Raw genomic sequence first — 13,391 nt, 5'->3', positions numbered from 1 at the left:
TCCATTGAATTGCTGTGATTCATGGTTAATTCTTTCACTTAAAACTCTAAATATGTCGAACTATTCAATGGCTGATATTGTATCAATAACAGGAATCAATGCCCATACATTAAGAAAATGGGAATCGCGTTATAGTTTTATAGTACCTAAAAGGACAGCAACCAATATTAGGTATTATACAGATGATCAACTTCGTAAGTTGCTCAATATTGGTATTCTTACCAGAAACGGCTATCGCATATCACACATCGATACTTTGACGGATGAACAAATACACGAGGTAGTTTCAAAAATTCTTTTGGATACCACTCCACAGGACGACATAAATGCCTTAATAGTAAGTATGTTGGAAATGAACGAGATAGACTTTAATGAGATAATAGAAAGGTATATCGCCAAGCATGGGCTGTTAAAGACGATTACAGAACTATTGTATCCCTTTCTGAATCATATTGGGGTATTATGGGGTACGAATAAAGCAATGCCAGCTCAGGAGCACTTCATCTCTAACCTTATTAAACAGAAAATGTACAGTGCAATTGATGCAATTCCATCAAAAGATGAAACCAGCCCAACCATTGTTTTATACTTAGTGGAAGGTGAAAATCATGAAATAGGGTTATTATTGGCGAACTACATAGCCAAAGAACTAGGTTGGAGAACATTTTATCTTGGGTCAAATGTGCCTCTAGAAAATATTAAAGATGTTTTGGAAATTACCAAACCGCATTTAATGCTGACAATGTTTACCATGCTAAGACCTGCAAAAATTGAAAAACTCATCACCTCATTATATAAGGACACGACTGTCACCCTTGCTGTTTCAGGAGGCATGAATATTGAGAGCTCCTTAGATGGCTTCAAACAAGTAGTCCACTTAAAAAATCCGAATGAGTTTATTGATTTACTAAATCAAAAACAAAATTCATTGCTTTCTGAAGCCTCAAATACATAGTCAAATCATCAGAGTTCTTCATTGGGTACCTTTTAGAAAACCCATGAACTTTTTTCTTGGTATTTCCTCAGCTCCAAGGCTTTCTAAATGACTTGTATAAAGCTGGCAATCAATTAATGTATAGTTCTTTTCCTGAAGTTCCCTAGCCAGTTGAATAAATGCGAATTTCGAAGCATTGCTTACGAAACTGAACATACTTTCCCCACAGAAAATATGTCCAAGATCAATACCATAAAGCCCCCCAACAAGTTCTTCGTTTTGCCATACCTCATATGAATGTGCATACCCCAACATGTGCAAATCCAAATAAGCTTCTTTCATTTCCTTGGAAATCCAGGTGCCATCCTGCCCTTGGCGTTTTACTTTAGCACATTGATCAATTACAGCTTCAAAACAATGGTTTTTGGTCAATTTAAATTCATCGTTCCTTATTACCTTTCGCATACTTTTTGAAATTTTGATGCGCTTTGGAAAAAGAACCATTCTTGGATTCGGGCTCCACCACAAAATCATAGACCCCTCATTGAACCAAGGGAAAATACCACTTTTATAGGCCAAAATAAGGCGTTCAGTAGAGAGGTCACCACCTACTGCCAACAAACCTTCTTCATCGGCCAGTTCTACCTTGGGAAATGCGATTTCATCAGTTAAAAAAATCAAAGGTCTATTATAGCTATCTTTTTTCATCGTAAAGCAATGGTCATAAATTTACATAAAACCTAAAAGACCATATTCAATCAAAATATTACAAATAAAAAAAGACCCGATTGGGTCTTTTTTCTAATAATCTTATTGTAGTTAAAAAGGAAGGTCGTCGTGCTCGTCCTCATTTAATTTATCCGCTGGTTCAAAAGCTTCCATAGGAGGAACTGGTGGTATGTCCTGATTAGGGGCTGCTGCCTGTAAGTTTTCAATTCTCCACCCTTGGATAGAATTAAAATACTTTACCTCTCCTTGAGGGTTTGTCCATTCCCTGCCTCTTAAATTAATGCTGATCTTAACATCTTGTCCAACACTGTAACTATTCAATAAATCACATTTGTCCTGAACAAATTCCACCATTATGTGTTGAGGGTATTGCTCATCTGTAGTTACCACAACTTCTCTCTTTCTAAAACCATTGTTACCAAAAGTTTTAGTCTCATCTATCACCTTAATTTTTCCTTGTACTTCCATAGTATGTTAATCGTATTATCTGTGTTTAATGTTTATGTTATTTTAATTAGGGAGGCCTAATAGAAATGTTCCCGATTTTTTTCCATTTTCTTTTTTTGCATGTCCTTTTTTCCAAGTATAGTTGTCAGAACCCAAGCCTTCTAGAAGAACATCCAAATCTTTAAGTGTATACATTCTTGGCAATGATGCTTGACCATCCCAAGCATAACAGATTGGGATTATTGGAATCAAATAGGTAAAGACAATCTGCCGCCAAGTTAAGGGTTTTACAAATGGTGTCATAAAAAGAACCATAATAATTAGTATGACCAAAGAAATCGGAAGCAACAGCCACCAGATTAATAAAGGAATGTTGTTTTCGCCCATTTCATAAATCAATAACGCCTGGTTGGTTCTTTGAGCGGAAGCCAAAATCTCTTTTGCCTTTTTCGGTGGCATATGATGAAAACAATTGACCATTGTTTTCAACCCTTCAGGCGCCGTTGCAATATTTGTGGCATCCACTGACGTCTGACTATAACTGATTTTATCCTCTGTGTTTTGGTTGAACTTTTTCAACATTTTATCATTTGGGAACAAATCTGTCATAACCAATTCTACATTCTCCAAACCTTTTATTGCGTGTAGAGAATCCAGAACTTCTGGCATTGCACCGCCAGAACCGGATCCTAAATCCACAATGTTATTAAGGTTCTTTTTCCTCAGCACTTCGGCAATTAAACCTGCCAAAACTTCCGGCACTCCCATCATTTTTTGTAAAATGACAATGAGGTTGGTCATACAGGTACGTAGCCAACTGGGAAACCAATTAAAATCCTCAAATTCGAATAGTTGTATTCGTTTCATAATGCCAATAATACTTTCCAAGCAGAGATTACCTCATTGTTTTTTAAAAACTGTTGGGCTTTTCGATGTACTTTATTCCTGTCCTTTGAATTGACCAAAGAATACAATTCATCATTCGCCTCAATATATTCCTTAATTTCAGATGCTACAGGTAATTTTTCAACGTTTCCAAGCATTCCTAAATCGTTACCAGTTAGCACCTTACTTAATCTAATTTCTTTGGGAATTTTGTCAACTCCAATTCCTAAACTTGATAACGGTTTGGGAACTTCAAATAATCCTTGGTTTGCTCTTGAATACCAGTTTCCACCCATACGAGCGACCAAATCAATTTTATGTTGATCAATTGCACCATTGTCATCCAAAATATCAGAGTCAATATGGATTTTAACCACTTCCGAAAAGATAAGGTTTCCTGCTCCGCCTTCTTTCCCTAGAGTTTCAATTTTAGTCACTTTGCACTCAAACTGTACAGGTGATTCTGCTACTCTGAAAGGTTGGATCAAATCGGATTTTAACATGGTCAAACCAGCTTTTACAAACTCATTTTCCCCTTCGGCGTATTCGGTACTTGAAAGTGACATTTGTTGTACAATCTTATAGTCAACTACATTAATGACCACTTCTTTTATCTTATGTACATTCTCAAGTGTATGCTTTGTAGAATTATCCCTAACTCTTCTGGCCGGTGAAAATATGAGAATTGGAGGATTAGCACTAAAAACATTGAAAAAGCTAAAAGGCGAAAGATTTGGTCTGCCTTCATCATCGATTGTGCTGGCAAACGCTATTGGTCTTGGCCCGATGGCCCCCAATAGATAGCCATGTAATTTTTGGGTGGAAATCTCGTTTGGAAGTATAGAAACAATGTCTGCCATGGTTTTGCAAATGTAGTTAATTTGAATACGATTTAAAACAAGAACCTATATGCTTCGGACACCATTTATTATCATTTTACGTTATCTTTAAAGCAACAAACCAACTGGATGAATTTTAATCCTCAAAAAAAAACTTCCAATTTTATTTTACTTGCTGTGGCCTTTGCTATCGTAAGTTTGATTTTATGGAACACCAATAGTTTCTTTAAAAAATTCAAAGAGGAAGAGCGCTTAAAAATGGAGATTTGGGCAACCGCCCATTCCGAATTTTTGCAATCCTCTGAAGATTTAGACTTAGGCAATCTCACCTTAAAAGTATTTCAAAACAACACATCAACCCCAATGATATTGGTCAATAAGGACGGTTCTATCAAAACCAATAACATGCCCAAGGAAAAGGTTGAAAATTCTACATATGTTCAAGAAAGCATCAAAAAATTCCAAGGCGAGAACATGCCTATCTTCATTGATCAACAAGGAGAACATTTGGCCACTTTATATTACGGGAACTCTGAAGTACTGAACAAATTAAAATATTATCCTATTGCTTTGTTATTGATTATTCTACTCTTCGCGGCAGTTATTTTCTTTTTCTTCAAGACCAACAAAGCTTCAGAACAGAACAAACTTTGGGCAGGTATGGCAAAGGAAACAGCCCATCAAATCGGCACTCCACTCTCATCACTCTTGGGCTGGAACGAATTGCTCAAGAATGAAAAAATAAACCCTGAAATCACAAAGGAAATAGAAAAAGATATATCTCGACTTGAAACTATTACAGAACGTTTCTCAAAAATAGGTTCATTACCCGAACTAAAGGAATTTGACATAGTAGAGGAAACAAAAGAAGCCTACGACTATTTAAAACGTAGGAGTTCTAAGTTGATTCATTTTTCCTTTAACACCAAAACCCAAAAGCTTCCTGTTCTACTGAATCAATCACTATATAATTGGACAATTGAAAATCTAGTTAAAAACGGAATAGATGCCATGAAAGGCAAAGGGAGTATTGCAATCGACATTATTCCTGCCGGCAAATACGTGAATATTCTAGTGGCGGACACAGGGGGTGGAATTGCAAAAAGCGAATATCATACCATTTTCAATCCAGGAGTGACTTCAAAAAAAAGAGGTTGGGGTCTTGGGTTGTCACTCGTTAAAAGAATAGTGGAAGAATATCATCAAGGAAAGGTAAAGGTGCTTTCTTCTGGGAAAGAGGGAACAATAATGCAGATATCTTTAAAAGTTAACAGTTAAGTCATGGCGAAGGAAAGATTTGAAACTATCAAAGAAGCTGATATTACCAACAATTGTCCTGAATGTTTTAATCAGGACATGAAAATCACTTTTCAGCAAAAACATAAATACGGGAAGTTATATGACAGAACCACCAATGAAGTGCGTAACAAAATAAAATGTAACAAATGTGAATCTCTAATTTACCCCGTGAATTGGACAGATGATATTGAACGAACGTTCAACTATTATCAAAAGATGGTTACGCCAGAAAAGATTTCAATAAAATTTACCTCGTTGTTCTATGTTCTAATAATTTCCGCCATTGTTTTGATTGGTGTTGGGATCTATTTATGGCAATCTGGCATTATTCGATTTTAGAAATGATTTTCCTGGCAATAGTTTCAAATTCTTCTTGGGTTAGAGAAACCTTATGCTGAAAGGTGGCTTCTTTCATAGTATTCAAAGGAATCATATGCACATGAACATGTGGCACTTCCAATCCGATTACGGTCATCCCTACACGCTTACAATCCAAGGATGCTTCAATTGCTTTGCCTATTTTCATTGAAAATGACATAAGACCCAGATAGGTGTCTGCATCCAAATCTGTAATTTTATCAACCTCTTTTTTTGGGATACATAAAGTATGCCCAATGGCATTGGGATTAATGTCCAAAAAAGCAAAGAAATTTTCATCTTCGGCTATTTTATAACAAGGAATTTCTCCGTTAATAATCTTGGTGAAAATACTGGCCATGGTAGTTTAGTTTTTAGTTTCAATCCAAAAAAAAATCCTATCAAAATTCGATAGGATTAAATATAAAGATTTATGATTATCTATTCTCTGGTAATTTCTAAAATCTCAAAAGTGATTTTACCATTTGGCACAGTGATTTCAGCTGTATCGCCTACTTCTTTACCTAACAGGCCTTTACCAATTGGCGAGTTTACCGAAATCTTGCCTGTTTTTAGATCGGCTTCACTTTCTGCCACCAAAGTATATTTCATTTCCATACCGTTGGCCTGGTTCTTAAGTTTTACCGTTGATAACACCAACACTTTCGAAGTATCTAATTGAGATTCATCGATTAATCTGGCATTGGCCACAGTATCTTCCAGTTTAGAAATTCTCAATTCTAAAAGACCTTGCGCTTCTTTGGCAGCGTCATATTCCGCATTTTCAGACAAGTCTCCCTTATCCCTGGCCTCTGCAATTGCCTGGGAGGCTTTTGGTCGCTCAACATCTTTAAGTTGATTCAACTCATCTCTCAAATTTTTTAAGCCTTCTGCCGTGTAATAAGATACGTTACTCATAGCTTCATCGTTTAATAAATAGGAAAATCCCCTTTTTTAAAGAGGATTTAACGCAAAGATACATATTTTTTGCTCAATTTTGCGGAAGTTTCACTTATTAGAAAACGTACTATGAGTCGCTATTGTGCCTTATTTTTTATAGTCTTTTTATTATCATGTAATACTGATACTACGAACAGGAATCCTTACTTACAGGAAATTGGTTTTAGGTTTGATATGAACCTGAATTTACCGTTGTACAGCCCCTTGACAAATACGGGAAATGCAATTTATGTAGGTTCGGCCGGTGTAGGTACGGCAGGCGTTTTTGTAATTAATGCAGGGTTCAACCAGTTTCGTGCATTTGAGGCCAGTTGTCCCAACCATGCCCCCAACCAATGTTCGACCATGGAACTAAATGGACAAACAGCAACCTGCTCTTGCGAGGATTATGAATATAGTCTGTTCACAGGGCAAATGTTGAACAGACCAGATGATGGCAAACGCTATTATGATATGTTGGAATATAGAACGAGTTTTGGTGGAAATGTATTGAGCGTTTCCAATTAAAGAACACCCAATATTTTATCCATTACCCAACTGGTATGTAATCCCGTTTTTCCCAAAGATGGATGGGTCAATTTTCCAGTTAAGTGATTTTGGATGTTCAATACATGATATTCCTGAATATGCTTGGGATTTGAAATATTAAACTCTTGAACTTCATTGGTATTCTCCTGAATTATTGGTGCTTCATCAAAAACAGAAAATGTAATATTGCCATTACTTCCAATAATCTCCACTTTATCTTCTCTCTTGAAACTCCCAAAATTCCAGCTACCCTCTCCGGTTACACCACTTTGATGTATCCAATTACCTACAATGGCATCCTTTGCCGAATATAAACCCAGTTGATTCGTAGCAAAACCACAAGCCTCCTTAACATCTCCCAACAGATACATAAACAAATCGAGCCCGTGACTTGCCAAGTCATCAAAATAGCCGCCTGGGGCGACTCTTGCATCAGTTCGCCAATTTGGCTCCCTATTCAAGTCCAACTGATTGGGTGGTTTGGATAGATACCATCTGACATGACGTACTTTACCAATTGCTTCTTCCTCTAATAACTCTCTTACTTTATTGAATCTTGGTAATGAACGGCGGTAATAGGCAATGAATAAAGGAATACTCTTGCTATGGAATGCATTGAATATTTTCAAACTTTCTTTATGGTTTGGAGCCATAGGCTTTTCTATACAGCATGGTTTGCCAGCGTTGGCAACTTTTAACGCATAATATAAATGCGAATCTGGAGGGGTTGCTATGTAAACAGCATCAATATTCTTACTATTGATTAAATCATCTGCATTTTCAAATACTTGTGGAATATTGTGCCGTTTGGCGTAGTCAATTGCCTTGAGTTTACTCCTCCGAGTCACTCCATATACTTCAAAACCCTTAATTTGTTGATAAGCAGGACCACTTTTTATCTCGGTTACCGAACCACAACCAATAAATCCCCATTTAATATTTTTTATTTGGCCCATCGAATCAAATTGTATCATTATAATTCCATCTAAAACTACAAATTAAGTCCAGTGTTTTAAACAAAAAAAAGTGCTTATTCTTTCAAACAAACACTTTTAAGTACTCAACATATTGGATTAAAAACTTAAAGTCGCTCCCAATAACATATTGATTCCCGCCTGTGGATAATACCCAGCGCCTTCGATAGTTGTTGTCGAATTAGGAACTGACCATGTATCATCATAAGTATAGAAATAACCGTTCGATACATATTCTTTGTCAAGTATATTGTTCACCAATAATGATAGTGCTATACTCTTAATAAATGAGTTGGTTTCAATAAGGTATTGCACATTTAAATCGGTCTGGGAATAGGATTCCAATTTTGAGCCATCAGAATCAATATTACCCATATATTGTTCCCCAACGTATTTACTTAACAATGACAATTGTAACTTTTCGTTGGGTAAATAGTCAAATCTATTTCCTACAATGATTCCTGGAGAAAACGCTATGTTGGTATTTCCCAATTCCTGTAAAACTCCATCACGTTGAAAAACAATATCTCTATTCTTGTTAGAACTAATCGCAATATTAGGACCTATGGCGAATTTATTCCCCAAACTAACATTGGCATCTATTTCAAGTCCCAATCTATAACTATCTCCTACATTGGACCTCAACGGTGCCCCAACATCGTTCAATTCCCCCGTAAGTACAAGTTGATCCTTATAACCCATATAATAAACATTGGTATTCACTTTAACACTCGGTGAAACATAACGCCATCCCAATTCAAAATCATTCAACTTCTCTGGTTTTGGGCTTCCATTCTCATAATCATTTTTATTAGGCTCACGGTTTGCTTGGGCATAAGAGAAATAAAAATTATTGTTTTGATTCAAATCAAAGGTGATTCCTGCTTTTGGATTGAAGAAATTAAAGGTATCATCAACCAAACCAGTATCCTCACCATTTGCCTGATAACCAACAGCTCTGTATTGTAAATCGCCAAACAAACTCCAATTTTCATCTAACTTATAATTGGCTTTGGCATAGATATTAAAATCAGTCTTTTCTGAATCGTTATCATAATACCTATTCCTTATCCTGCTCCCAGGAGCGTATTCGGCCCAAATAACCTCTCCAAAATGTCCTCCTTCATATTTATTCCAAGCCCCTCCCAATATAAAATCGAGCTCCTCATTACTATATTTTGTTGAGAATACAGCTCCATAAAAATCATTATCCAACCATCTTCGCCGTATTAAATCAGTTGTATTAATTTCTTCACCATCAACAGTAAATGGTTGAAAACCATAAGTAGAAAAATCTTCTTCTTCTTTAAACTGCTCAAAATATCCTCGTCCTTTTGTATAATGAAATGCAAGATTGGTACTCCAATCATTATTCAACTTTTGGTTCCAAAGTAGTTGTGCATGATTTTGTTTGTAATTGTCTTCTTCCTTTTCGTAAAACCGGGTATTCCCATTTTCATCTGTATGTATTCCAGATGGGTTAAAGGTTCGGTCTGTTTCCAAGGTTGCTGCATCAATCCCATACCAAGCTTGGTATGTTATTTCATGCCCTCCAAAAAGCAGAGCTTTTACCAAGGTGTTATCACTTTTATAAGCACCCTGAAGAAAATATGAATCGAGTTCAGAAGAGGCGCGATCAATATATCCGTCTGAAGTGATTCTTGACAATCTACCGGCTATTTCAATATGATCATTCAACAAACCTGTACTGAATTTCACTGAATTTTTCAATGTATTGAAACTACCTATTGAAGATGAAATTTGCCCAAAGGCTTCCTCGGCATAACCATCTGTTAATACATTTAAGCTAGCACCAAATGCACCTGCCCCATTTGTTGATGTTCCCACACCACGTTGCAATTGTAAACTTTCGGTCGAAGATGAAAAATCGGGCATGTTCACCCAGAATGTCCCATGTGATTCCGGGTCGTTATAAGGTATCCCGTTAATGGTCACATTAACTCTTGTTGCATCACTACCCCTAACCCTAAGGCTGGTATAACCAATACCTGCTCCTGCATCTGATGTTGTTACCACTGAAGGTAAGAAGTTCATTAAAATAGGAATGTCCTGACCTAGGTTTCTTGATTTTACATCTTCCTTTGTTAAGTTGGAAAAAGTAACTGGTGATTCTTTGGTAACCCGGACTCCAGAAACAAAGACCTCATCGAGGGTTATTTTTTTTCCTTCAAGAGAATCCTGTTGGGTTTCCTGGGCCGATATGCCCATTGTAAGCCCAATCAGGGCAAAAGTTGTGAAAATAGTTTTCATTCGTAATACGATGGTTACGAATAAAAGGGGCTATTATTCTTAGTTAAAATTGATTTTTGTTTCTATAGAAACATTGGAAAATCCAAATGGCAACAATTGCCTCCCTTAGCAGCATTACCCGCCCAGGTTCATTGGGTATAATCTCAGCCAGTTAAACCAGCACCCCTTTGAGATGGGGCAAATGTACTACCGAAAACTAAATCGGCATAATAAATAAATGATTTTCTTTTTATTGAACCTGATGGGTAGGTTTAAGCAAATCGTTTACAGTTTTAACCGGATTGAACGTAGATAACGGAACTTCAACAAAAATTGAATTCCAATAGGCCATAGCACCATTCCAAAGGCCGGGCAACTCCAAAGCTTTGAGTTCACGTCCTTCCTGGGTTTTCCCAGTAATGAAACCTTGTTTATGATCAACAAAATTTAGTAGATTATACTTTTCCCCTTTGAAATTCTTAACCCCGCAAACAAGATCTACTGGATTAAAATGAGTGGAATTCTTTAAAATACCTAATTGTTTTTCATCATTCATATCAATCTGCGCAGATTCAATGATCTGTAAGGAAACATGATTGTGAACATTTCTGATCCAGAATGGACCTCCTCCAGGTTCTCCTTCATTTTCTACCATACCGCAGATGCGAATTGGTCTATTTATTTTGTCCTTTAAAATCTCAATCTGTTCGCCTATACTAAAACCAGCATACTTATCTATAAAGCGAACATTCAGGTCCTTTTCAAGAAACTCCTTAATCTCCAACATTACATCCGCAGATAGCTTATTGTCGTCAAGTAATTTAGCAAACTTAAAGGCTTTTTCTTGTACTTTTAAAAGTAACCCCGCCAGTACCTTTTTACTCTTTGCAAGTTCTTCCTGTGCCTCAGGAACAACAACATTATCAATGTTTTTAATAAAGATGATATCGGCATCTTCCTCATTCAAATTTTCAATCAAAGCCCCATGACCACCAGGTCTAAAAAGTAAAGAACCATCAGAATTCCGGAAGGGATTATTCTCATTATCAACAGCGATGGTATCCGTTGACGCCTTTTGATAGGAATACCCAATATTGAAAACAGTTTTGGTTTCCTTTGCTAGACGATCATAGATGGCGCCATACTCTTTCGTAAACATTTTAATATGTTGCTCAGAAATTGTAAAGTGCAAATTGGCTTCATCGCCATTCTTTGCGTAATCGGATGCCTCTTTCAAATGCTCCTCAAAGGGTGTTGCGGAATGGTCCCCGTAATTATGGAATGGTAATAACCCTTTCGGATAAAACCCATAATTCAAAGCATCTTCAGACATCATTTCCTTCACAAAAAGATAAAGCGCCTCACTTTCGTTAGTTGCCAAGCCTTTGATATGGTCGCGAACCAATTCATAAAATGGAAAGTATTCTATTTTTTCTGAAAATGCTTGCAGGTCTTTATCACCAGTTCGCTCAAAATACTCCTCAAAGGTTTCCTTGGCTGGATCAAATTCATCCAAAAAGCTAAAAAGTGCCTTGAACATTCTTGAGGCAGCGCCTGATGCTGGCACAAACTTCAGAAGTGTTAATTGGCTCTTTAAGCCTTCATATTTGGTTATCAATGATTTCTGCTCACGTACCGTAAATTTGCTTATGCCCTCACCCACAACGGCAGCATTTACAAGGTTCACAAATGGAATACCTTCTTTAAAAATCTCAACTTGATTCCTAACCTTCTCTTTTTTTATTCCTTTCGCTGCAATTTGTTTTAAATCGTCCTCAGTAAGTTGCATCATTTCAATAAATTATCAATATGTTCAATAGCTGTTTTCAAGCGTGTTTTCTTATCCCCCTTCAAGGTAATAAATTTCCTATTATATTTTACCAATGTGTTTTTAAAGTATAAGAACATGCGTTCCCGTTCATTAGGCTTGTCACGAAGATCATCAGCTTCCCATGGTATATCTATATAGGTCAAAAAATACAAATCATACTTATTCTCTAATGCATATTTTTCAAGCATGGGATCGCAATACCCCAAATAGTACGCCTCAGAATAGACCTTTGTTTCTAGAAGATCCGTATCACAAATAAGTATTTTTGTTGCCTTTTTTACAAGATCATTCTCCAATTTCATTTGCCCTTCGGCGATAGGGAGCAAGTCTTTTGGCTCGCAGGTCTTTCTTTCATTGTTCCATTTATCCTGTAAATACCTCCTCGCATATTCAGGAGCCCAAACGGTATTATAATGTCTTGCCAATTGCTCCGACAACGTAGTTTTTCCCGTTGATTCTGGTCCGAACAATACAACCTTTAAGATGTCCGAGGGCTCTTGTCTAAATTTTTCTTCCATGCGAAATAAGCCTGTACGGCAAGTATTGTAAATATAATATATTGAAAAGATAACATTCCCCATCCTCTAGAAGCGTAAAGTGGAATGGTTATTAAGTCAGCAAAAATCCAAAGTGTCCAGTTTTCCAGTTTTTTCAACGCCATATACCACATTGCCGTAAAGAAGATCCCAGATGTAAAAATATCTATATAATTTAAAGGTTCTATGTCAGTACCAAAGGCCTTATAAACCCCATAATTAATTCCCATAGTTGCCACAAATAGACCAAAGCCTATGGCTTTCTCCTTTTGAGTGGTCCTAGTGATTTTCACTACTTTTTCCTCTCCCTTCCTTCGGGCCCAGTTCCACCAGCCAAAAATACTCATTGCCGACCAGTAAAAATTCATCATCATATCGCCCAATAAACCATCCTTGAAGAACAAATAGACTGTTATTACCGTAGCAACTAAACCTGTAGGGTATACCAGAATATTTTCTTTTTTGGCGTACCAAACACTTAATATTCCAAAAACCAACACGATGGCTTCCAAGACAATAATATAGACTTCTTTGCCGCGATAGGCATCAAATAAAAAATCAAAAATGTGGCTCATACTCGCTGCGATCAGATTTTACGACTTTGATGTACAATAAACCTTTATCCATTAGTTCAAAAGCTTGTTTGATCTCAACATTCAAAACCCGCATAACCTCATCATAGGTTCCGAAAACTTGAGTACTCAATGGGTTCTCAAGAACAGTAAGCCCTGAAGCCCTTAATTTTTTAATAAAATTGATGATATGCTCTTCAAAATCATTTTGAAGAGGAGAAAAAGTGAGTTCAACTGAAATTTCCATATT

Annotated in this window: 16 protein-coding genes; 4 read left to right on the top strand and 12 right to left on the bottom strand. The window is 36.7% G+C overall.

Translation table 11 applies throughout. The annotated features are described in order from the left end of the window. The first annotated feature begins 52 nt into the window (after nucleotides 1-52). On the top strand, nucleotides 53-955 hold the full coding sequence (locus tag FB2170_RS08750) for a MerR family transcriptional regulator (protein WP_041633133.1): 903 nt from the start codon (nucleotides 53-55) through the stop codon (nucleotides 953-955). Nucleotides 956-973: 18 nt separating this feature from the next. Here FB2170_RS08750 and aat read toward each other — a convergent pair whose 3' ends face one another. The 4 genes from aat to FB2170_RS08730 all read right to left on the bottom strand — a co-directional run bounded on the left by aat (nucleotide 974) and on the right by FB2170_RS08730 (nucleotide 3,855). After that, nucleotides 974-1,642 carry a leucyl/phenylalanyl-tRNA--protein transferase gene (gene aat / locus FB2170_RS08745; RefSeq protein WP_013306182.1) on the bottom strand — a complete coding sequence of 223 codons (669 nt, stop codon included), beginning with the start codon at nucleotides 1,640-1,642 and terminating at the stop codon, nucleotides 974-976. A gap of 111 nt (nucleotides 1,643-1,753) precedes the next feature. After that, entirely contained in the window at nucleotides 1,754-2,131 is a 378-nt protein-coding gene (locus FB2170_RS08740; protein WP_013306181.1) for a DUF3127 domain-containing protein, read from the bottom strand. A 42-nt stretch (nucleotides 2,132-2,173) separates the two neighbouring features. Then, entirely contained in the window at nucleotides 2,174-2,977 is an 804-nt protein-coding gene (locus FB2170_RS08735; protein ID WP_013306180.1) for a hypothetical protein, read from the bottom strand. Continuing rightward, nucleotides 2,974-3,855: a flavin reductase family protein gene (locus tag FB2170_RS08730; RefSeq protein ID WP_013306179.1), complete on the bottom strand. Its 882-nt coding sequence runs from the start codon at nucleotides 3,853-3,855 to the stop codon at nucleotides 2,974-2,976. Before FB2170_RS08730 ends, FB2170_RS08735 begins: the two co-directional genes overlap by 4 nt. 108 nt (nucleotides 3,856-3,963) lie before the next feature. On the opposite strand from FB2170_RS08730, the gene FB2170_RS08725 reads away from it, so the two are divergent. Beyond that, nucleotides 3,964-5,112, top strand: a complete 1,149-nt coding sequence (locus FB2170_RS08725; protein ID WP_013306178.1) for a sensor histidine kinase — start codon at nucleotides 3,964-3,966, stop codon at nucleotides 5,110-5,112. 3 nt (nucleotides 5,113-5,115) lie between these two features. Further along, complete coding sequence (locus FB2170_RS08720) at nucleotides 5,116-5,472, top strand: hypothetical protein (protein WP_013306177.1); 357 nt, start codon at nucleotides 5,116-5,118, stop codon at nucleotides 5,470-5,472. On the opposite strand, the gene FB2170_RS08715 is transcribed toward FB2170_RS08720, so the two are convergent. Both FB2170_RS08715 and greA read right to left on the bottom strand, forming a co-directional pair. Continuing rightward, on the bottom strand, nucleotides 5,459-5,851 hold the full coding sequence (locus FB2170_RS08715) for an HIT family protein (protein ID WP_013306176.1): 393 nt from the start codon (nucleotides 5,849-5,851) through the stop codon (nucleotides 5,459-5,461). The genes FB2170_RS08720 and FB2170_RS08715 overlap by 14 nt on opposite strands. A gap of 80 nt (nucleotides 5,852-5,931) precedes the next feature. Continuing rightward, nucleotides 5,932-6,408: a transcription elongation factor GreA gene (gene greA, locus FB2170_RS08710; RefSeq protein WP_013306175.1), complete on the bottom strand. Its 477-nt coding sequence runs from the start codon at nucleotides 6,406-6,408 to the stop codon at nucleotides 5,932-5,934. A gap of 111 nt (nucleotides 6,409-6,519) precedes the next feature. On the opposite strand from greA, the gene FB2170_RS08705 reads away from it, so the two are divergent. After that, on the top strand, nucleotides 6,520-6,957 hold the full coding sequence (locus FB2170_RS08705; RefSeq protein WP_049782644.1) for a hypothetical protein: 438 nt from the start codon (nucleotides 6,520-6,522) through the stop codon (nucleotides 6,955-6,957). On the opposite strand, the gene FB2170_RS08700 is transcribed toward FB2170_RS08705, so the two are convergent. The 6 genes from FB2170_RS08700 to FB2170_RS08675 all read right to left on the bottom strand — a co-directional run bounded on the left by FB2170_RS08700 (nucleotide 6,954) and on the right by FB2170_RS08675 (nucleotide 13,388). Continuing rightward, nucleotides 6,954-7,934 (bottom strand): Gfo/Idh/MocA family protein, encoded by a 981-nt coding sequence (locus FB2170_RS08700; protein WP_041633131.1) that lies wholly within the window; start codon nucleotides 7,932-7,934, stop codon nucleotides 6,954-6,956. The genes FB2170_RS08705 and FB2170_RS08700 overlap by 4 nt on opposite strands. 117 nt (nucleotides 7,935-8,051) lie before the next feature. After that, on the bottom strand, nucleotides 8,052-10,223 hold the full coding sequence (locus FB2170_RS08695) for a TonB-dependent receptor (protein WP_013306172.1): 2,172 nt from the start codon (nucleotides 10,221-10,223) through the stop codon (nucleotides 8,052-8,054). 229 nt (nucleotides 10,224-10,452) lie between these two features. Then, nucleotides 10,453-11,994 carry a DUF4301 family protein gene (locus FB2170_RS08690; RefSeq protein WP_013306171.1) on the bottom strand — a complete coding sequence of 514 codons (1,542 nt, stop codon included), beginning with the start codon at nucleotides 11,992-11,994 and terminating at the stop codon, nucleotides 10,453-10,455. After that, complete coding sequence (locus FB2170_RS08685; protein ID WP_041632765.1) at nucleotides 11,991-12,551, bottom strand: AAA family ATPase; 561 nt, start codon at nucleotides 12,549-12,551, stop codon at nucleotides 11,991-11,993. The genes FB2170_RS08690 and FB2170_RS08685 overlap by 4 nt, the downstream gene beginning before the upstream one ends. Beyond that, a complete protein-coding gene (gene pnuC, locus FB2170_RS08680) occupies nucleotides 12,512-13,144 on the bottom strand; it encodes a nicotinamide riboside transporter PnuC (protein ID WP_013306169.1) in 633 nt (210 codons plus the stop codon). Before pnuC ends, FB2170_RS08685 begins: the two co-directional genes overlap by 40 nt. Further along, nucleotides 13,128-13,388, bottom strand: a complete 261-nt coding sequence (locus tag FB2170_RS08675) for a hypothetical protein (protein ID WP_013306168.1) — start codon at nucleotides 13,386-13,388, stop codon at nucleotides 13,128-13,130. Before FB2170_RS08675 ends, pnuC begins: the two co-directional genes overlap by 17 nt. Nucleotides 13,389-13,391 lie beyond the last annotated feature (3 nt).

The organism is Maribacter sp. HTCC2170, from assembly GCF_000153165.2.
Lineage (GTDB): Bacteria > Bacteroidota > Bacteroidia > Flavobacteriales > Flavobacteriaceae > Maribacter_A.
Note: the sequence above shows the minus strand (reverse complement) of the source record. Positions and strands in the feature narration are given on the sequence as shown.

Excerpts from the sequence above, each read along its gene's own strand:
- FB2170_RS08750 (WP_041633133.1), top strand. The coding sequence starts at position 53 with ATGTCGAACTATTCAATGGCTGATATTGTATCAATAACAGGAATCAAT.
- aat (WP_013306182.1), bottom strand. The coding sequence starts at position 1,642 with ATGAAAAAAGATAGCTATAATAGACCTTTGATTTTTTTAACTGATGAA.
- FB2170_RS08740 (WP_013306181.1), bottom strand. The coding sequence starts at position 2,131 with ATGGAAGTACAAGGAAAAATTAAGGTGATAGATGAGACTAAAACTTTT.
- FB2170_RS08735 (WP_013306180.1), bottom strand. The coding sequence starts at position 2,977 with ATGAAACGAATACAACTATTCGAATTTGAGGATTTTAATTGGTTTCCC.
- FB2170_RS08730 (WP_013306179.1), bottom strand. The coding sequence starts at position 3,855 with ATGGCAGACATTGTTTCTATACTTCCAAACGAGATTTCCACCCAAAAA.
- FB2170_RS08725 (WP_013306178.1), top strand. The coding sequence starts at position 3,964 with ATGAATTTTAATCCTCAAAAAAAAACTTCCAATTTTATTTTACTTGCT.
- FB2170_RS08720 (WP_013306177.1), top strand. The coding sequence starts at position 5,116 with ATGGCGAAGGAAAGATTTGAAACTATCAAAGAAGCTGATATTACCAAC.
- FB2170_RS08715 (WP_013306176.1), bottom strand. The coding sequence starts at position 5,851 with ATGGCCAGTATTTTCACCAAGATTATTAACGGAGAAATTCCTTGTTAT.
- greA (WP_013306175.1), bottom strand. The coding sequence starts at position 6,408 with ATGAGTAACGTATCTTATTACACGGCAGAAGGCTTAAAAAATTTGAGA.
- FB2170_RS08705 (WP_049782644.1), top strand. The coding sequence starts at position 6,520 with ATGAGTCGCTATTGTGCCTTATTTTTTATAGTCTTTTTATTATCATGT.
- FB2170_RS08700 (WP_041633131.1), bottom strand. The coding sequence starts at position 7,934 with ATGGGCCAAATAAAAAATATTAAATGGGGATTTATTGGTTGTGGTTCG.
- FB2170_RS08695 (WP_013306172.1), bottom strand. The coding sequence starts at position 10,223 with ATGAAAACTATTTTCACAACTTTTGCCCTGATTGGGCTTACAATGGGC.
- FB2170_RS08690 (WP_013306171.1), bottom strand. The coding sequence starts at position 11,994 with ATGATGCAACTTACTGAGGACGATTTAAAACAAATTGCAGCGAAAGGA.
- FB2170_RS08685 (WP_041632765.1), bottom strand. The coding sequence starts at position 12,551 with ATGGAAGAAAAATTTAGACAAGAGCCCTCGGACATCTTAAAGGTTGTA.
- pnuC (WP_013306169.1), bottom strand. The coding sequence starts at position 13,144 with ATGAGCCACATTTTTGATTTTTTATTTGATGCCTATCGCGGCAAAGAA.
- FB2170_RS08675 (WP_013306168.1), bottom strand. The coding sequence starts at position 13,388 with ATGGAAATTTCAGTTGAACTCACTTTTTCTCCTCTTCAAAATGATTTT.